The sequence below is a fragment of the Shewanella sp. 125m-1 genome (assembly GCF_052977065.1).
In genome coordinates this window covers 59,480-78,873 of sequence record NZ_JBRILT010000012.1, presented here as the reverse complement: position 1 = coordinate 78,873, position 19,394 = coordinate 59,480, and the positions used below count along the sequence as shown (strand labels likewise).

Annotated in this window: 16 protein-coding genes; 5 read left to right on the top strand and 11 right to left on the bottom strand. The window is 45.6% G+C overall.

Features of this window, described 5'->3' with window-relative positions:
- The first annotated feature begins 106 nt into the window (after positions 1-106).
- The 3 genes from ACVBIK_RS07965 to ACVBIK_RS07955 all read left to right on the top strand — a co-directional run bounded on the left by ACVBIK_RS07965 (position 107) and on the right by ACVBIK_RS07955 (position 1,823).
- Positions 107-379: an HU family DNA-binding protein gene (locus ACVBIK_RS07965; protein ID WP_447159742.1), complete on the top strand. Its 273-nt coding sequence runs from the start codon at positions 107-109 to the stop codon at positions 377-379.
- Between the two features lie 241 nt (positions 380-620).
- On the top strand, positions 621-1,313 hold the full coding sequence (locus ACVBIK_RS07960) for a TorF family putative porin (RefSeq protein WP_447159743.1): 693 nt from the start codon (positions 621-623) through the stop codon (positions 1,311-1,313).
- Positions 1,314-1,643: 330 nt separating this feature from the next.
- Positions 1,644-1,823: a PA3496 family putative envelope integrity protein gene (locus tag ACVBIK_RS07955; protein WP_447159744.1), complete on the top strand. Its 180-nt coding sequence runs from the start codon at positions 1,644-1,646 to the stop codon at positions 1,821-1,823.
- Between the two features lie 78 nt (positions 1,824-1,901).
- Here ACVBIK_RS07955 and ACVBIK_RS07950 read toward each other — a convergent pair whose 3' ends face one another.
- From ACVBIK_RS07950 to pmbA, 6 genes are all read right to left on the bottom strand, one after another.
- Positions 1,902-3,281 (bottom strand): alanine/glycine:cation symporter family protein, encoded by a 1,380-nt coding sequence (locus ACVBIK_RS07950; RefSeq protein ID WP_447159745.1) that lies wholly within the window; start codon positions 3,279-3,281, stop codon positions 1,902-1,904.
- 302 nt (positions 3,282-3,583) lie between these two features.
- Positions 3,584-4,801: an organoarsenical effux MFS transporter ArsJ gene (gene arsJ, locus ACVBIK_RS07945; RefSeq protein WP_447169436.1), complete on the bottom strand. Its 1,218-nt coding sequence runs from the start codon at positions 4,799-4,801 to the stop codon at positions 3,584-3,586.
- A gap of 251 nt (positions 4,802-5,052) precedes the next feature.
- A complete protein-coding gene (locus ACVBIK_RS07940; RefSeq protein ID WP_447159747.1) occupies positions 5,053-6,063 on the bottom strand; it encodes an ArsJ-associated glyceraldehyde-3-phosphate dehydrogenase in 1,011 nt (336 codons plus the stop codon).
- A 190-nt stretch (positions 6,064-6,253) separates the two neighbouring features.
- Complete coding sequence (gene arsB / locus ACVBIK_RS07935; protein WP_447169435.1) at positions 6,254-7,297, bottom strand: ACR3 family arsenite efflux transporter; 1,044 nt, start codon at positions 7,295-7,297, stop codon at positions 6,254-6,256.
- A 58-nt stretch (positions 7,298-7,355) separates the two neighbouring features.
- On the bottom strand, positions 7,356-7,700 hold the full coding sequence (locus tag ACVBIK_RS07930) for a metalloregulator ArsR/SmtB family transcription factor (RefSeq protein ID WP_447159814.1): 345 nt from the start codon (positions 7,698-7,700) through the stop codon (positions 7,356-7,358).
- Positions 7,701-7,915: 215 nt separating this feature from the next.
- Positions 7,916-9,256: a metalloprotease PmbA gene (gene pmbA, locus ACVBIK_RS07925; RefSeq protein WP_447159749.1), complete on the bottom strand. Its 1,341-nt coding sequence runs from the start codon at positions 9,254-9,256 to the stop codon at positions 7,916-7,918.
- A gap of 217 nt (positions 9,257-9,473) precedes the next feature.
- Between pmbA and yjgA the strand changes: the two genes are divergently transcribed.
- Both yjgA and ACVBIK_RS07915 read left to right on the top strand, forming a co-directional pair.
- Positions 9,474-10,016, top strand: a complete 543-nt coding sequence (yjgA, locus tag ACVBIK_RS07920; RefSeq protein WP_447159750.1) for a ribosome biogenesis factor YjgA — start codon at positions 9,474-9,476, stop codon at positions 10,014-10,016.
- Between the two features lie 187 nt (positions 10,017-10,203).
- Entirely contained in the window at positions 10,204-12,741 is a 2,538-nt protein-coding gene (locus ACVBIK_RS07915) for an Ig-like domain-containing protein (protein WP_447169434.1), read from the top strand.
- A 320-nt stretch (positions 12,742-13,061) separates the two neighbouring features.
- Here ACVBIK_RS07915 and ACVBIK_RS07910 read toward each other — a convergent pair whose 3' ends face one another.
- The 5 genes from ACVBIK_RS07910 to tldD form a co-directional block, all read right to left on the bottom strand.
- Complete coding sequence (locus ACVBIK_RS07910; protein WP_447159752.1) at positions 13,062-14,198, bottom strand: ABC transporter permease; 1,137 nt, start codon at positions 14,196-14,198, stop codon at positions 13,062-13,064.
- Between the two features lies 1 nt (position 14,199).
- The gene (locus ACVBIK_RS07905; protein ID WP_447159753.1) at positions 14,200-15,363 is read right to left on the bottom strand and encodes an ABC transporter permease; all 1,164 of its coding nucleotides are present in this window, start codon (positions 15,361-15,363) and stop codon (positions 14,200-14,202) included.
- A 30-nt stretch (positions 15,364-15,393) separates the two neighbouring features.
- Positions 15,394-16,365, bottom strand: coding sequence for an HlyD family secretion protein (locus ACVBIK_RS07900; protein WP_447159754.1), 972 nt, complete (start codon positions 16,363-16,365; stop codon positions 15,394-15,396).
- Positions 16,355-17,746 (bottom strand): TolC family protein, encoded by a 1,392-nt coding sequence (locus tag ACVBIK_RS07895; protein WP_447159755.1) that lies wholly within the window; start codon positions 17,744-17,746, stop codon positions 16,355-16,357. The genes ACVBIK_RS07900 and ACVBIK_RS07895 overlap by 11 nt, the downstream gene beginning before the upstream one ends.
- Positions 17,747-17,859: 113 nt before the next feature.
- Positions 17,860-19,308, bottom strand: a complete 1,449-nt coding sequence (gene tldD, locus ACVBIK_RS07890; RefSeq protein WP_447169433.1) for a metalloprotease TldD — start codon at positions 19,306-19,308, stop codon at positions 17,860-17,862.
- Positions 19,309-19,394 lie beyond the last annotated feature (86 nt).

Below are 19,394 nucleotides of genomic sequence, written 5' to 3'. Positions count from 1 at the left end.
TTAATGCTTATTTCATGGGGTTAAAGCGCTTTTCAAATGCAAATGCTTGTGGCATGTTACATAACGCTACTAACAAATAAATCTACGGAAAGAAGAGACTATTCAAATGAATAAGACTGAACTTGTTGCAAAAATGGCTGAATCTGCAGAACTAACTAAAGCTGAAGCCGCTCGCGCCTTAAAATCTTTTGAAGAAACTGTTGCAGAAGCAATGAAGAATGGAGAGAAAATCTCTATCGTTGGTTTTGGCTCTTTTGAAACGACAGAACGCGCAGCGCGTACTGGCCGTAACCCACAGACAGGTAAAGAGATCCAAATCCCAGCAGCTACAGTTCCGAAGTTCAAAGCTGGTAAGACGCTTAAAGATAGCGTTAACTAAATCACTGTTTCCGCAGTTGATAACTAAACCTCCTTACGGGGGTTTTTTTATGCCTGTATCATTGCCCCCTCCTCTGCCCTATCACGGTGCTACCTGCCCCAGTTTGATTCAATCTGACTATCAGCATCGGAACCAACATATTTAACCAACTGTTTTAAATGACTAAAAACTTTGGCTTAGACTTTGCTAAATAAATTGTGAGCATAAAAAACACAATAATGTTTCTGCAAAGGGGAATAGAATGAACAAGTTACTAATTAACAGCACCGCAATCCTTCTTACATCACTACTGAGCACCACTGCACATGCCGCGGTGGAGGCCAATATAGGCGCCACTTCCAACTACCTATGGCGCGGTGTAACACAAACAGATGATGCTGTAGCCGTGCAAGGTGGAATCGATTACAGCCACGATTCAGGCTTCTATGCAGGTACTTGGGCATCGAATGTCGATTTTGGCGATGAGACGAGCTATGAAGTTGATTTTTATGCAGGCTTTGCGGGGACCATCGGCGATGAATTTGAGTATGACTTAAGCTACCTCTATTACGCTTATCCTGATGCCGATGCCAGTATAGACTTAGGCGAAATAACCGCAGCGGTGAGCTGGAGATGGATAGCCGTGAGTTACTCTCACTTAGTCAATGCTGGCAACGATGTAACCGCCGCAGATCTTGATAATACCGACATGGGTTACATTCAAACGACCCTGACTTATCCACTATCAGATACGCTATCGATCTCCGCTCATTATGGCTACTCTACAGGCGATGTCGTCACCGCTTGGTTTGACACTAACAACTATGCCGACTATTCCATTGCGCTGAGTAAAGATACCGATTTGGGCAGTGTCTCTTTTACTGTCAGTGACACAGATCTTAAAAATGACGACGCCAAGGTTTTACTCGGTTACAGCTACAGTTTTGCTCTATAACTCACTGCAATAAAGGCCATTTACTCATTAATTAAGAGTAAATGGCCAATAATGCGTAACCCCACAAGTGTTGCTTAATTTCATTAAGTAGCTAAAAACCATTCAAAATAATAAAAAAACAACTATAAATGTAATTTTGTTACATGGATCGCATATTTTTAAATCACACCCTGCTAAATTCCAAATTAAGCACTTACTAATAGGTTTAATCAAGTAAGCCAATGAGTGCAGACATTGTTTAGTTATTAACCCGATGGTATCGAGAGTATTCCCTTTTAACGCTATGCAAGCGATTCGGAACAATGGATACCTAGCTAAGAGGAATTCGTGATGGCTCAGACTATTGATTTTGTGCCCAACGATGTAGAGATGGAGGCGTATACAACGCCTAAAAATCAGCAAGCCGCTGACGAGTTAGCGCACAAAAAAGAGGTAAAAAAACGCCTCGAAGCCTACCTTGAAAGAGCGCAATTAAAACGTGATTTAAGTGAAGATGACTTTTGGGCATAGGCTTAAAATCATGTGATAAAAAAAGCTCCTGAGATATTATCCAGGAGCTTTTTTAGTTTTTAAGCGCTCAATGAGCGACTATTTCGCTTTTTGTGATTCCAAATCAGTCTCACGCTTCTTCAGAAAATACTCTCTAGTTAACGCAAATACCACAGGGCTTAGCAGTGCTAAGGCAATCAAGTTAGGGATCGCCATCATAGCGTTGAGCGTATCAGCAAGTAGCCAGATAAACTCCAGTGAACTCACCGCACCTAATGGCACTACTAAGGTCCAAACAATTCTAAATGGCTTAATCGCTTTCACACCAAATAGGAACTGCACACACTTCTCACAGTAAAAGCTCCAACCTAAGATGGTCGTAAATGCAAATACCGTTAGTGCAATCGCCACCACATAGTTTCCAAGCGGGAATGCATGAGAAAAGGCAAACGAGGTCAACGCCGCGCCGTTTTCACCTGAGGTCCAAGCGCCCGATACGATAATGGCCAAACCCGTAATGCTACAGACAATCAAGGTATCAATAAATGTACCTAGCATCGCCACTAAACCTTGAGCAACTGGATTATTAGTTTGCGCCGCCGCATGCGCGATAGGCGCACTACCTAGACCAGCCTCATTGGAGAACACACCACGAGCAACACCAAAGCGAATCGCGGCCCAAACTGCTGCGCCGGCAAAGCCGCCTTGAGCCGCCACGGGGTTAAATGCGCTGTATAAAATCAACTCAATGGCTGCTGGGATCTCTGCGGCATAGACCACCAATACAGCAATACCTGCGGCAATATAAAATACTGTCATCATTGGTACTAATTTGCCTGCAACATCAGCAATGCGCTTAATGCCACCCATTAACACCGCACCAACCAATACCATAAGCACAACGCCGGTAACCCAATTAGGCACACCAAAGTTACTGCTAAGCGCATCGGCAACTGAATTAGCCTGCACTGTATTACCAATACCAAAACCTGCTAGCGAGCCAAACAGTGCAAAAGCAGTACCTAACCAGGCCCACTTAGAACCTAGACCATTTTTAATGTAGTACATTGGGCCACCAACGTGGTTACCATTGTCATCCACTTCACGGTATTTAACCGCTAATACAGCTTCGGCAAACTTTGTTGCCATACCGACCAACGCCGTACACCACATCCAAAATAGTGCACCGGGTCCACCAATAAAAATCGCGGTGGCAACACCTGCAATATTACCTGTACCTATGGTGGCCGACAGAGAGGTCATTAAGGCATTAAAAGGGCTAATTTCCCCCTTCATGTTTTTATCTTTGTCAGGGATGCGACCCGACCACAATAATTTAAAACCTGTGCCTAACTTTAGGATAGGCATCAAGCGCAAACCCACCGTTAAGAACAAGCCCACTCCCAGAATCATAACCAACATTGGTGTCCCCCAGACCACGCCGTTGACCATGCCTACAAAATCAGTAATAGCTTCCATTCAAACCTCGTCGATACAGAGAATTTATCGTTATTATTTATATTTATACTTATATTTAAAATCATGTATTTAGGGCTTTTTGATCTGTCATTTTTTATCTTGAATTAGATTAGCAAGATCAAAAGGTCCTAATAAAGCGAACGCTCACACCCAAAAGATAAAAACACTCAAACTTTCAAACAGAGTACAACGAATTGTTAACCTTTGGAAAGGCTGAAAAATAAACTAACGAGGTTTGCCGTAGCGCACAACGGCGCTACGACAATAATCGATTGTGGTCATTACTAGCTGTAGGAAGGCCTTTATCTAAGCTGTATTCGAGGTAATTTAAAGGAAATAACAAAGGTCACAAACAGCATGGCCGCCGAAATAAACAAGCAAGCAGACAACCCAGCCTCTTGATACACCCAACCCGATAGAATCGTGCCCAGTAACCTTCCAAGCGCATTAGCCATATAATAAAAGCCAATATCAAGCGATACACCATCATCGCTTGCATAGCTCACAATCAAGTAACTGTGCAGTGAAGAGTTGATGGCAAAGACGCCACCAAACACCATTAAGCCAGCAATAAGCGCGATTTGAGGGGCTACCCAGTCAGTAAAGAGCAGCACCGCGAGCACCAAGGTGACTAAGGTTAGTAACCCCGCCCAACGCGTGGCAACCTGTCCATCTGGCGTCGCCTTTCTTGCCGTTAAAGATGGCGCAATAGATTGAACCATGCCATAGCCAATAACCCACAGCGCAATAAAAGCACCAACGCTACTGTGCTCCCAACCCAGTTGGCTGGCAAGAAACACAGGTAATGCAATCACAAACCACACGTCTCTAGCGGCGAACAGAAACAGCCGCGCGGCGGAAAGAATATTAACGCTCTCGCTCTTAGAAAATATCTGGGTAAATTTAGGCTTAGATTTCGCTTTGCCTAAATCAGCTTTCAATCTAACTATACTGCCAAGCCAAACGACACAAAGAGCCGCTGCCATAATGGCTATCGCCCCCGTAAAACCGGTAAGCGATAACAATAGCCCGCCAAGAAAAAAGCCAGCCCCTTTCAGGGCATTCTTAGAGCCTGTCAGCATCGCCACCCAACGATAAAGCTTATCTTCAGCATCTTTGGGCACTAAGGTTTTTATCGCACTCTTAGCACTCATCTTATTCAGATCTTTAGCGATCCCTGACAGCGCCTGCGCCGCCATCACCCAAGGCACTGTGAGCATCGCTGCTGGCAGCAATAACATACCTAGCGCGACAATTTGCAAACCTAAACCGATATTCATGGTGCGATTCAGCCCAAGCCTCGCCCCTAGCCAGCCGCCGACAAGGTTAGTGATCACACCAAAGATTTCATAAAACAGGAACAGCATAGCAATCGCCAACGGCGTGTAACCTAGGTCATAAAAGTGCAGCACCACCAACATACGCAAGGCACCATCGGTAAGGGTAAATGCCCAGTAGTTACCGGTGACCAATAGATATTGCTTAATGCTATCTGGCAAAGAACGATATTTAGCTAACACGCTTACCACCTTTAAAAAAGGAACTAGGATACGAGGACGTGGCTGCGCCACTACTAGAACGCTGCGCTGCTAGGAAAGCAAAGGCAAAAACTAAAACAGCAGGCTGACTCAGACTATCACCGTCTTAGCTTAAACCATCGCAGCTCTGCCCGGTTTTTCCTGCTTTTCCTGCTTTTTCTAGGGCCTAGGACCTAGGACCTAGAAGCGAAGCGCCCTACTTTTCCTAGAACCTAGCACCTAGCACCTTCTATTTAAGCCTGATCCGCTCGTCCGACCATAATCGCAAGCTCGGCGGTGCGATTGGCATAGCCCCACTCATTGTCATACCAGACATACAGTTTTACCTGAGTACCGTTAACGACCATAGTCGATGGTGCATCAATAATGCTTGAACGAGGGTCAGTTTTATAATCCACAGACACAAGTGGACGCTCTTCGTATCCTAATATACCTTTAAGCTCACCCTCTGCTGCCTCGCGTAATAACTGATTCACCTCAGCTTCTGTCGTATCGCGGTTTAACTCAAAGACACAGTCAGTTAGCGATGCATTAGCTAACGGTACGCGCACTGCATGGCCGTTAAGCTTTCCTTTAAGCTCAGGGAAGATATGGGTAATTGCCGTGGCGCTGCCAGTGGTGGTTGGAATAAGGCTTAAACCACAGGCTCGGGCACGACGCAGATCTTTATGGGGTGCATCCAAGATCGTTTGAGTATTAGTAATGTCATGAATCGTTGTCATTGAGCCATGCTTGATGCCTATTTTTTCATGGAGCACTTTGACTACTGGCGCTAAGCAGTTAGTGGTACACGACGCTGCAGTCACGATAGGGTGAATATCTTTATCATAAAGATCATGGTTCACACCCATTACCACATTCAATACACCTTCTTCTTTCACTGGCGCCGTCACAACCACTCTTTTAACGCCTTGATCTAGATAAGCTTGCAATAACGCCTTGGTTTTCATCACCCCAGAGGCTTCAATAACCACATCACAGCCTGACCAGTCAGTATCAGCAATGGCTTTGTTACGTGTCGTTGCAATGCGACGTTCACCAATGTTAATAATGTCGCCATCAGCGGTGGCCTCTTCAGACCAACGACCATGTACAGAATCGAACGTTAACAAGTGCGCTAAGGTCGTGGCATCACCTGCAGGGTCGTTAATGTGTACAAACTCAACATTGCTATTATTCCAAGCCGATCTCAGTGCTAAACGCCCCATTCTACCGAAGCCGTTGATACCTATTTTGATTGTCATAGTCGTTTCTTAACCTGTTATTGAATGGTGTAAGGTATAGATCTTGTTCAAATTCTTGCGCGACTTTGCTCTTGCCTAACTTAATTGAGCTAGCCCAGAACTAGAATATTTTATTAAATTCTATCTATCTATCTATCTATCTATCTTGGCAATATCACTCGAGCCTATCAATAGGCCCCATAACCCAAATTTACCTTGATGGCTCTGCAGCCTCATCATCAGCAAATAGGTGACGACTGCGATTAGCAATTGCCACGAGCGATAACATCACGGGTACTTCAACCAACACCCCGACAACTGTCGCAAGCGCGGCGCCCGAGTGCAGGCCAAACAGCGAGATGGCCACTGCAACTGCTAGCTCAAAAAAGTTAGAGGTGGCAATCATGCATGCTGGCGCAGCTATCTTATGGGTAAGCTTCATTTTTTTTGCCGCATAAAACGCAATAAAAAAGATGCCATAAGTCTGAATTAATAATGGTATCGCAATAAGTACAATGTTTTGAGGCTGGGCAATTATGGTTTCAGCTTGAAAACCAAACAGTAAAACAACGGTTGCCAGCAAGCCCACCATAGACCACGGCTTTAATGTCGCCACAAAGGTATTGAGCTTAGTGTCATCACCATTTTGCTGCAGAAAATGCCTTGTTATAGCACCAGCCACTAAAGGCAAGACGACGTATAAACCCACAGAAGATAACAGTGTCGCCCAGGGGACTTGGATATCGCTCACCCCAAGTAGCAGCGCCGTAATCGGTGCAAATGCGACCACCATAATGAGATCGTTTACCGACACTTGCACTAAGGTGTAGTTAGGATCGCCTTTAGTCAGTTGACTCCACACGAATACCATAGCTGTACATGGTGCTACGCCTAGCAAGATCATACCTGCGATATATTCATTCGCAGTCTGAGGGTCAACCCAATCAACAAAAAACACCTTAAAGAATAACCAGCCCAATGCCGCCATAGTGAACGGCTTAATCAGCCAGTTGATCACCAGTGTCAGTACCAGCCCTTTAGGGCTTTTACCTACATCTTTCACGGCAGAGAAATCGATTTGCACCATCATCGGGTAGATCATTACCCAAATAAGGACTGCTATCACTAAGTTGACATGGGCATACTCAAGCCCTGCAACCACAGCAAAGGTATCAGGGGTTAAATTACCAAGAAAAACACCCGCTAAAATAGCCAGCCCCACCCAAACACTTAAATAACGTTCAAAAATACCCATAATATTTGACCTAATAATAAAATGCTTACCCATACCAAGCTAAGTCAGTATTTGATGGTTAACAGCAGTTTTTAACTCTTTCTGGACGGTCACCCATCTGCATAAGATTGGCTAGATTACTGCCTATTAGCTCGGCCTGATCCTTAGCCAAAGTGTGTAATATGTCGTTAGCCCATGTTGGTAGTTCAGGGTTAATACAATAGAAAATCCACTGCCCCTGGCGCCTATCAACTAACAAACCCAGTTTACGTAACTGTGCTAAGTGTCGTGAGATCTTAGGCTGGATCTCATCAAGTGCGGTCATTAACTCACAAACACACAGCTCGGTTTCCGCTTGGATCAGCAGCAAGCTACGCAGTCTTGTGTCATCGGCCAACGCCTTAAAAAACTGTAAAGGTGTCATCATCATGTCTCTAATCAGCGGTTATGCACGAAACACCGTACATATGGAAAATAATATATATGTTTTTTCATATATTCAAGTTTTCATTTTTTATTTGAAATAAAAACAGCCATAAAAAAAGGCTTCCTATTGGAAACCTTTTTTATGAGTCGATTGCAGCTAAGCCTAATACCGCAAGTAACGATAAGTATATAAGGCGTTAGCTATATGGGGTATTAGTTACCCGCGATCTTCATCTTATCCATTAAGATCCCGCCAGTGCGGATCGATGAGCGCAGATCTCTGTCTTTAGCCACTGCGACGATATTCTGGTACATATCTTTAAGGTTACCCGCAATGGTGATCTCTTCTACTGGGTACAGAATAACGCCGTTCTCAACATAGAAACCTGCCGCACCACGAGAGTAATCACCCGTAACGGTATTCACCCCTTGGCCCATCACTTCAGTCACGATAAGACCAGTGCCCATCTCTTTAACCAACTGGTCAAAAGTTTGCCCTGTGGTTGATAAGGTCCAGTTATAGATACCGCCCGCATGGCCAGTATTGGTCAACCCAAGCTTTCGCGCCGAGTAACTGGTTAATAGGTAGGTTGCTAAGCGCCCATTGTCGATAATATCGCGCGCCTGAGTGGCAACGCCTTCACTATCGTATGCCGAGCTTGCTAAAGCACCGACCATTAATGGGTCTTCATGAATGCTAAACCAATCTGGGAACACTTGTGTATCGATAGCGTCTAGCAGGAAGCTCGACTTACGGTATAAGCTGCCACCACTGATAGCGCCAACTAAGTGCCCCATCAAGCCTGTAGCTATTTCAGGTGAAAACAGCACCGGAAGCTGAGTGGTTGCGATTTTACGTCCACCTAATCGGCCAGCCGTTTTTTCAGCCGCTTTCTTACCGATAATTTCTGGTGCCGTCATCTCGCTAAATTTGCGAGCGACGGTATAGTCATAGTCGCGCTGCATACTGCCTTCAAGCTCACCAATAGCTACACAACTTAGGCTGTAACGTGAGCTGCAATAACCATGCAAAAATCCATGGCTATTGCCATACACTTTAACGCTAGAGTGGGCATTTGCACTCGCACCATCAGACGTTTTCACTCGCTTATCGGTGTCTAATGCCGCTTCTTCGGCTAATACCGCAAGGCGAGTTAACTCCTCTGGAGAGATATCTTCTGGGTGGTACAGATCAAGATCGGGGAACCGAGTCGCCATTAATGACTTTTCAGCCAAACCATTAAATGGATCAGCAGAGGTAAAGCGAGCAATATCATCAGCCGCTTTCACCGCTCGCTGAATCGCAGCTTGACTTAAATCTGAAGTCGATGAGCTACCCTTGCATCCATCTCTAAAAACGGTAATGCCCAGAGCGCCATCTTTATTAAACTCAACGGTTTCAACTTCTTTCATTCGCGTTGAAACAGACAAACCTTGTTGCTTACTGATCGCAACTTCTGCACCAGAAGTGCCTAATGTTTTTGCATATTCCAGCGCCATCGAAACGGCATCTTTCAAGGAATCCAATTCAATATCAATGCTAGGTGAAGACACAGATCTACTCTTTATTTGTCGGCAATAGCGATAGCATAACAAACCCAAAACCCAATCACATTAAATAATCCTGCCATGTGAGGCTCAATCGCTCGCTTCTCAAGAATAAAAATATCGACTAAATGAACTAAGAAAGGTCTACAGCCTCAAAAATAGGAAAGGAAATAAGCAAGTTTAGATGTTATTATTAGCACAGAATTTGTAAGAGATTGTAGATATGAAGATTGTCGGTGACTCAGAACACTTCCACCAGCCCTATGACAAAGATGAGAACTACGAAAGTAGAGCGGACGCTAAACGCGAAATCGCTATCTATCAAGAATATGGCAATAGATTAGTTGCACTTAGTAAGACCCAAGTACAGAAGCTAAATCTTGATGAAACGCTTTATGATAATATTTTGAAAGCCAAAACAATCAAAATTAATACCGAAGCGCACCGTCGTCACATTCAGTACATTGGTAAACTAATGCGTTATGTTGATCTCGAAGAGTTAGATGTCGCGATTAAGAACGTGCTGAACCAAAACAGCAACGAAAGTGCTAAAACCAATATGGCTGATAAGACGCGTGATCAGCTACTCGCTGAAGGCGACTCAGCGGTACAAGCCTTAATTGAGCAGCACCCTGAATTTGATAGACAAAAACTTCGTCAGTACATTCGTCAGACTAAAAAAGAGCTAACGAAAAACCCTGATATTGAAGCGTCAAAGACAGCGAAAGAATTAAGTAAATATTTACGTAACGAGATCAAAGATTAATCGTTACATATATAGACATCATCGCTATATAGCTACACAATAGCTCCCTTAGTATTAACCATACTTAGGGAGCTTTTTTATGGGTCTATTTTTAGGCTTATACTGCAGAGCGCGCCTTTGATTGGTTAATATAAGTTACCCATCGGTACTATATTCAGCAAAAATTTGTAGCAAAAGGAATATGCAAATGCGCCTGACCGCAAAACTGGCTACCCTCCCTCTGTCTTTAATGTGTCTTTCTTTACTCGGTGGCTGTAATGGTGCATCGGATGACAATAGTGATACCGACAATGGTGGTACCTACAGCCTCTCTCTAAGTTATAAGACCGTTGTTGATGGCGCCTGTGCCGAGCCAACCAATTCATTGAGTTTTGCCGCTAATAGCGCTTTTTGCGCCGTTGCGCATCTTAAGCAAGATAATCGCGACCGTAGTGGTCAGCTCATCTCTTTCTCAGCAACCTTTGGCGAGCTTTCTGTTACCAACAAGCTAACTAATTCCAATGGACAAGCCGAAATCATCGTCAGTAACTCCGCAGGTGCAGAAGGCGCGGGAACATTAACCGCAAGCTTCACTGAAGGTGAAAGCAGCGCCAACGCCAACCGCAACTTTGAGTTCACTTCGACAACTGCGCCATCAGAGCCTAAATTCAGCCTAAATAGCGCCATTATCAACGGCACTGCCGTTGTGACCCAGTTTAAGGCGGGTGAAACCGTACAACTGCAAGCTACATTCCTCAATGAGCAGGGCCAAGGAGTCGCTGGTAAGTTAGCTAGCTTTACCGCAGGCAGCGCCAGTCTTAATCCAAGCTCTGCCCTCACGAAAGAAAATGGTATTGCCCAAGTTAGTTACACTCCAAGTGAGGCTGAACTGGGCGCTGCTAATTTCTCCGTTAGTCTTGAAGATGAAGGCAAGACCTATCAAAGCTCAGGTCTATATGAAGTGCTAGCCAAAGATGCGGTCAGTGACGATGGCATTATCGTCATCGGTCATTTCTCAACAGACCGCAGCACGTTTACAGAAAATAAACTAGCTACCACCCTACCACTTGAAGCGGATAAATATATTGTCAGTGCCGGCGGTACATTTGGGGTGACTGCTGATGTAGCGACCAAAAACGATGATGGCACCTACACCCGGTTGCAAACACCCACCAGCGTCAGCTTTAGCTCTAGCTGCGTACTCAGTAACGATGCCAGTATCGACTCACCCGTCACCACTTTATCGGGCGCTGCAAGTTCAACCTTTGTGAACACGAGCTGTAGCGGCAATAGCCAGCGTAACGACCAAATTATCGCATCAGTTGTTGCGGGTAACCAAACCCTAACAGCAGAGCTCGATTTTTCACTGGAAAGCCAAACCTTAGCTAATTTGAGCTTTATCTCTGCTGAGCCGACATCAATTCGCATTAAAGGTGCTGGCGGCACTGGTTCGAGTGAATCATCACTTATCACCTTTAAAGTGGCTGATGCTAATGGCCAACCTATTGCCCAGCAAAACGTGGATTTCTCGCTAGATACCACAGTTGGCAATATTACGTTCGCTAATGATAGTAATACCACCAGCAATACCAGTAACTCAGCCGGTCTGGTTAGCGCTACTGTACTGTCTGGCACCATGCCGACACCTGTGCGTGTGCTAGCTACAGCTAAAAACAGCGATGACGGTTCTGTAACGACACAATCTGAGCAGCTCACCATCAATACCGGTTTACCACAGCAGTTAGGCTTTAGTTTATCAAGCAGCATACTTAATCCAGAAGCGGGTGATCACAATGGTGAGACAGCCTCTATTACGGCTTACGCATCAGACAGCTTTGGTAACCCAGCGCCGAATGACACCACCATTAACTTTACAGCCGAAGGTGGTCAAATTGAGCCAAGCTGCGTAACAGTAAATGGCAGTTGTAGCGTTGAATGGACGTCAACTAGCCCACGCGTACCCGATCATCGCATCACAGTGCTGGCTTATGCCTTAGGTCATGAAACCTTTTTCGATACTAACGGTAATAATATCTTTGATAATGATGATGGTAACGCCGTAGCACTAGCGTGCTTAAATGCGAATCGCGATGCAGTTGCTTGTTCAGGAAACGGTATGGATATTGAAACCTACCACCCTCAAGGGTTTAGCGATTTAGGTGATGCATTCCGTGATGATAATGAAGATGGTGAATGGGATGCTAAAGGTATCAATCCAGCTGAACCCTACTTTAATACGGCATCAAAAGACGAATACCAACCTGCCGACAAAGTATTCAACGGTCCACAATGTACTGGTAGTAAATGCGGTGAAAATCAAGCCAATAAAACCTATATCCGCAAAGCATTAGTGATGACCATGTCTGGCTCTACTGCGCATTTTGAAATAACCCAAGATGGAGTTGTTATCTACACCAGTGGTCAACAAGCCCTGACTCCAACAGCAATTCCAGCTGGCGCAACATCAACATTTGCAGTGCGCTTCTTCGATAGCGCGAATCAAATTATGCCATTTGGCACCACTCTGACGACTACGGCAAGTGAAGGTGAATTAGTTGCTTCAAACTATGAAGTCCCCAACACCAATAGCATTGGTGGCACTACAACCAACTTCACTCTGACCAATGATATCGATCCTGCAAGCACAGGCGAAGCCGCCAAGAGCAGCTCTATTTCTATCGATGTAGAAACTCCTAAAGCAGTAAAGTCAGGCATATCATTAATTGTTGAGTTAAGCGGCACCTAAAAACCAGCCACTTTCAACACACAAATAAAAAGCCCGCTGTAACTTAAGTTACAGCGGGCTTTTTATTTATCAGTAGTTCGTCGATTCTATCAACTAATTGCAATTTAATTAAATACACGATGAATCTTACAGTCCAATGAAGATCAGCTTGGTATTGAGGGAGCAAGTCTCTGCAGCATAAATGCTACGGTTAAGCCCTCATTGATGAGTTCACGGCGTCTTGCGGAGTCAATATCAAGATGAGCCGTTAATTAATGCGATGCTAATAATCAGAATTAACATCGCATCCAAATTAACAGCGTACTCAAATTAACCTAGAGCTAAGCTGCCCGCTTTAACCGCTTAGATGCGCCCCAATAAGCCAAGCCAAAGTAAACCGCTACCATAGCCCATAACTGTAACCACTGCGGCATAATGCTCTGCCACGATGCGCCCATTTGATTTAGCTCTAACATGGCCATAATCGCGGGAACCGCTGGCACAACTTGTGATACTGCTACAACTGCCTCAGGAATAAGTGCTGTTGGCCACACAAAGCCAGAAACAAACAGGATAGGCATAGAAACCAATAGTAATACTTGAGTCGGTAAATCCCGCCGAGTAAACAAACTACTAAAGGCGATGCCTGCCGCACACGTTGCCAATAAAAAAGGTAACATCAGCAGAGCGACTTTCCCCAAACTTGCCTGTAAGCTAACGTCATACCAATAGTAACAGTAACCAACGTAGTAACTGCTTAATAAGGTATAAATCAACATAAAGGCGACCATACGGCCACAGATAAGTTTAAGCGGACTAACCTCGCGCCAATAGCCTTGTTGCTTCCATTGGCTTGCGCCCAAAATACCTATGCCAATCAGCAACGTCTGGTGCAATATCAATAAGAACAATCCCGGTACCACATAAGGCGTATAACCTAAACTGGGGTTAAAAGCTGGAATACTATTGAGTTTGACCACATTAAGGCTCTGTTTTACCGCTGTAGCATTCCCCCCTTTCGCTAATAACCCCATACGCTGAATATCTTTGCTGATATCTAAACCTGCCGAGACCAAACCTTCAACGACGGCGGAGTAGATCAAGAAGTAACTGGCATCACCGCCGTAGCTTAAGGTAACCCCCTTGCCTAATAACAGATCTTGCCTAAAGTCAGCGGGGATCACGAGCAAACCATGGGCCCGGCCAGTTTCAATCCAGCGCTTAGCCTCATCGATTGAGCCCACCTCTGCTATCACCTCAATTTTAGGGCTAGCATTAGCATCACGGATAAGTTTCCGGCTGAGTGATGAGTGGTCATGATCGATCACCACCACTTGCTGCTCTGTCGGAACTTCATTGAGATAAGGCAAAGGGTAAAGAATCGAGTAAAACAGCACACCACCAAAAACAGTAATAACAATGGTTTTATCGGCAAGAACCGCTTTTAACTCTGACCAAATAAGCGCTAAGAAGCTCATGTTATTGATCCTTAACCGTAGCGATTAGCACTGGATCTTCAGTCACAGAAAAATCTCTTTTCGCCAAGATGCTGATTGGAATAAGTAACAACAGGAATCCCCAATAACTGGTCATTTGCGATAAACTCGCCATCAAGCCTTGGCCATAACTTACCACCGCAATATGAGTTTCAATATAATGGCTGGTGGGCATAATCACTCGCCACCACTGAGCAAGGGCGGGCATCTCATGCACGGGGAATGTCACCCCCATAAAGGCAAAAGCGGGGGCAAACATCGCGGTACAAAAGCTAATGACCCTTGCACTGTCTTGTAGGGCAAAAAAGATGGTTAACACCATTAACCACACCGCTAATAACATCACCGTTTGAGCGAGCAATATCACTGCAATACTGCCGGCGATGGGTAACTCTAGAAAAAGATAGACAAGGGCTAAGATAAAGCTACCGTGGAGCAATACTAGCGGGGTGTAAAATAACACCTTTGCCCCTATCACTTTCCATAGTCCAAGCTCTGACCATTGCTCAGTCGTATTCCAACGAAGCTCACGGTTAAGACTGTTAGCAAAGACCATCATCGCCAACAACTGCAGTAGCGCAATAAGCACTGGAGGCACAAGGAAACCTACATAGTTGGTATTGCGGTTAAACAATGCCGTAGTCTGAGCGCTGATTGGGCTTAAGTTAACCGCAACCTGCTCCATAGGCACACCTGCCGCGAGCATTTTGAGCTCACCTAACGGCTTAAGCCCCTCTGCCATCGTCGCCATTAATTGGCTCGATAATAATTTTCCGACCAGCAAAAACTGGCTGTTATAACGGATATCGATAATGGGTGTTTTTGCTGTCAGCAGATCACGATTGAGCCCGTAAGGCAGCACAAGTAAAGCATAAACCTCCCCCTGCTTCATCGCCTCAACCGCGCTCGGTAAGCCTGCATAACTAATTGGCTTAGTGACGGGGTTAGCTTGTAGTTGACGCGCTAAGGCCCGGCTAACTTGGCTATTGTCTAAATCAACCACTGCAACCGGTAACTGCCTTGGCAAGCCTGCACTAAACAGCAACCACAGCCCAATAATACTCAGCAGCGGAATATAGCTTATCAACGCCAACTGCCATGGATCATCTTGCAGAGCTGAGAACTCTCTTTTGAGTGCCTTAATCAAAGACTTAACCTCTTATCCGTTCCAGCTAACCTATAAGGTGAATAGCACCGACATCCCAACCCTTAGATCTTTAATCGTCTCATTCGGGCGCAGCTCCACTTCGAATGTACGCATATCAAAGTCATGACCACTTTCAGTGGCTCGCCAAGTTGCGAAATCGCCCATTACCGCAATATTGGTTACGGTAAACTCAACATCTCGCTCAAGCGCCGGAATCGTCAGTTTTAGCACATCACCTTGTTTAAACTGTTTAAGTAGATCTTCTCGTACCTGGAATACCGCCCAAGCATCTTTCATATCGATCAAACTGACGACAGGAAAGCCACTGGGTGCTAACTCGCCCGCTTGGAGCAAGACTTCGCTAATTTCACCATTTTTTGGAGAGCGCATTTGACTATCAAGCAAGATTGCAGAGACTTCATTCACTGCACCTTCAGCCATTCGAGTATTACCTGCTGCTGCCGCTTTAGTTTCAACTCGCGCACCTTCATCAGTCATCTGGTACATAGCCAGTGCCGCTTGCTCGGTATATTTGGCCGCTTGCCACTGAGTAAAGGCTTCATCTCGCTTCTGTCTTGCCAGTACCCCTTCGTTGAACAGCACTTCTAAGCGCTCATAGGTCGTGCGATATAACTTGGCTGCCGCTTGCGCTTTTAACCACTCTTCTCTTGCGGCTGAAATTTGCTGCTTACGCGCACCATTGTCAGCCTCTTTTTGCATAGCAACTGCGGCATCACGTCCGCCCTCTGCTTGCATCAATTTAGCTTTTAACTCTGGGCTATTGATAGCGAAAAGCAGGTCTCCCTCGGTCACAAGATCACCTCGTCTTACTAACACCTCTTCAACTCGACCAGGGACTTTTGAGGAAACGTTGTATTCGCGCGCCTCTATCTGCCCTTGTAGTAGCTGTGGTTTCGGTGTGTAAGCAAGGATTAAGCCGTATACCAAGGCACCTATTAATACGATAAATGCCGCGGCGGCTAAGATACGGTTAGTGCGCATTGGTGTCCCCTTGCTTAATACTTCTTCCAATAAATTCATCTAGCTGACCGCTTATCGCCATCAGTCTTGCATAGGATTGAACGTAGCGATATTGCGCGCCCAACTGTTGGGTCGCAACCGCATTGAGCTTAAGCTCTGCGTCCACTTTTTCGATTGAGGTTGATAACCCCTGCTTAAACGCAATGTCTCTAAGACGTTTATTCTCTTCAGCCAAGCTCATTGAAGTGTTTAACGACACCACCTCTTCTTGTGCCTGTAGCAACTGGCGATAGCTCTGGTCGAGTAATAAGTTCAAATCCTGTTGAGTCTGCGCTTTGGTATATCTAGCCTGTAGTAGTGCGCTCTTAGCAGCCTCGACTTTTCCGCTGCGTCCGTCTCGGCTCAATAAAGGCACGCTGACCCCGATGCCTAGCATCCAGTCTGGTTCTATCTGTGAAAACAAACTGTCGTCTTCATAAAGAGTGTAATTACCGTATAAAAATACCGTTGGTAAGTAGCTGCCCTTCTCTACATCAACCAACCCCTGTGCTTGCGCTTCTTTCGCTTCAAGCAGCTTTAAAGCTGGATGTTGATTAAGGGTCAACTGGGTTAACTGCGGCAAAGAGGGTGATTGGTGCAACATAAATAGTGGCGAGGTGGTATCCACTTTTCGCTCATGCAGCATCATAGATAAGGCGATCATTGCCATCTCTGACTGACGCTTAGCACGGCCATAATTCACCCGAGCATTTTCAAGTGCAACTTGCGCATTAAGGCGCTCGACCTTGGCAATCTGGCCTTGCTGCTCAAGTTTCTCAGCATGTGATGCATGCAAGGTCAGCGAATCAACTAACTCAGATTGCGTACTGGTTAGGGCTTCGGTAACCGCAACAGCATAATAGCGATCGACTAATTGTAGAAATAGATCGCGAGTCGTCAGTTTGAGCTCTTGCTCTTTCTCGGCAACTTCAGCTTCATGAATGGCCTGTGCTGCCGTGATCTTACCGCCAGTGTAGATAGGCCACATGGCCTGTAGGCTTGAGCGGAAAATATCTTGTTCGGTGAAAGGAGTGACAAATAACGAGCCTGGAATACCCGCAAGCGCACCGCCAAGAGCCGGAGGCAATGTGGCAGGGTCAAGAGATGCAAGAGGATTAAGATCGCGCAGATCTAGCTCTATCGGTTTTTCCAAGCGAGTATAGCTGCCCCTTAAGTCGATAGAAGGCAGGTTCATATCTTCACCCGCTCTTCGTTCAGCTTCAGCGCGGTTAACTTCTTGAGCCCCCGCCTGGAGCTTATCGCTGACCTTAATTAGCTGTTGCCACGCCTCGTCAAAGGCCATGGTTTTAGCTTGGGCCGTTAGCGGCAACACTAGCAAAAGAGCACACAGCGAACGTTTCATTAGCACCTCTAGAGTATTTACTCTATTTTTAATGGGTCGATACTATCATTGCATCATCTTGCCTGCTAGGACTTAGTCGATTATTTACTCGCTAAATCCTAGCTTATGAACTTTTATGCGGTGCCACCAACGGTCAACTTGTCTAACTTCAATGTCGGCTGGCCAACACCAACAGGAACACTTTGACCATCTTTACCACATACGCCCACGCCTTTATCCAGCGCTAAATCGTTACCAACCATTGAGATCTGGCTCATCGACTCAGGACCATTACCAATTAAGGTTGCGCCCTTAATGGCTTGGGTGATTTCACCATTTTCAATGAGATAGGCTTCTGATGCAGAGAACACAAACTTACCCGAGGTAATATCCACCTGGCCGCCACCAAAGTTAGGCGCGTAGACCCCTTTCTTAACCGATTTAATGATTTCGGCAGGATCTGACTCACCCGCTTCCATATATGTATTTGTCATACGTGGCATAGGCAGATGTGCATATGACTCGCGGCGACCATTACCGGTTGACTGCTCGCCCATTAGGCGCGCATTAAGTTTGTCCTGCATGTAGCCTTTTAAGATCCCGTCCTCAATCAACACAGTCTTTTGAGTCGGCACCCCTTCGTCATCAATACTCAGTGAACCACGGCGATTAGTCATAGTGCCATCATCGACTACCGTTACTAATTCTGACGCCACTTGCTGGCCCACTTTGCCACTGAAGGCACTGCTACCCTTGCGGTTAAAGTCACCTTCAAGGCCATGGCCCACAGCCTCGTGCAATAACACGCCAGGCCAACCTGCGCCAAGTACCACAGGCATCTCGCCTGCAGGCGCATCAATTGCGTGCAGGTTTACCTGAGCTTGACGTACCGCTTCTCGAGCAAAACCAAAGCAATAAGGTAAGCCGTCGCTATCATCTTCTAATAGCACGCTGTAATCATGACGTCCACCGCCACCAGAGCCGCCGCGCTCGCGCTTGCCGTTCTCTTCTAAAATAACGCTACAGTTAAAGCGCACTAACGGGCGGATATCAGCAGCAAGAGTACCGTCACTCGCTGCCACTAAAATTTCTTCGTGAACACCAGACAGGCTCACTACAACTTGAATAATACGGCTATCTAAGCTGCGGATATAGGCATCAGCTTGCTTAAGCAGCTCAATCTTTTTCACTTCTTCCATCGCAGCAATCGGATCGGAACTGATATACAGCACCTTACTCTGTTGCTGCTGCCAAGCGTTAACTTGAGCATTACCGCCCGATGTCGCGATTCCACGCGCCGCGGTTGCCGCCGCTTCTAATGCTGCAGGTGTAATTTCATCGGCATAGGCGAAACCGGTTTTTTCACCACTAATAGCACGAACACCTACACCTCGTTCAATATGAAAACTGCCGTCTTTAACAATGCCATCTTCTAATACCCAAGACTCGTGACGACTACCTTGAAAATAAAGATCTGAGAAATCAATTTGATGTTCATGAATACGCTTTAAATAGCTTTGTAGATCATCGATTGCTAGCCCATCTTGTAATAAGCTTTGTCCAACTTGGGTTAAAAATGACATCTATTCTCTCTTTATATTAATTCGATAAAATACGTCGGCAAACCGAATCTCGCTCACAGCAAGTTTCTGTTCGCCCTAAATTTATT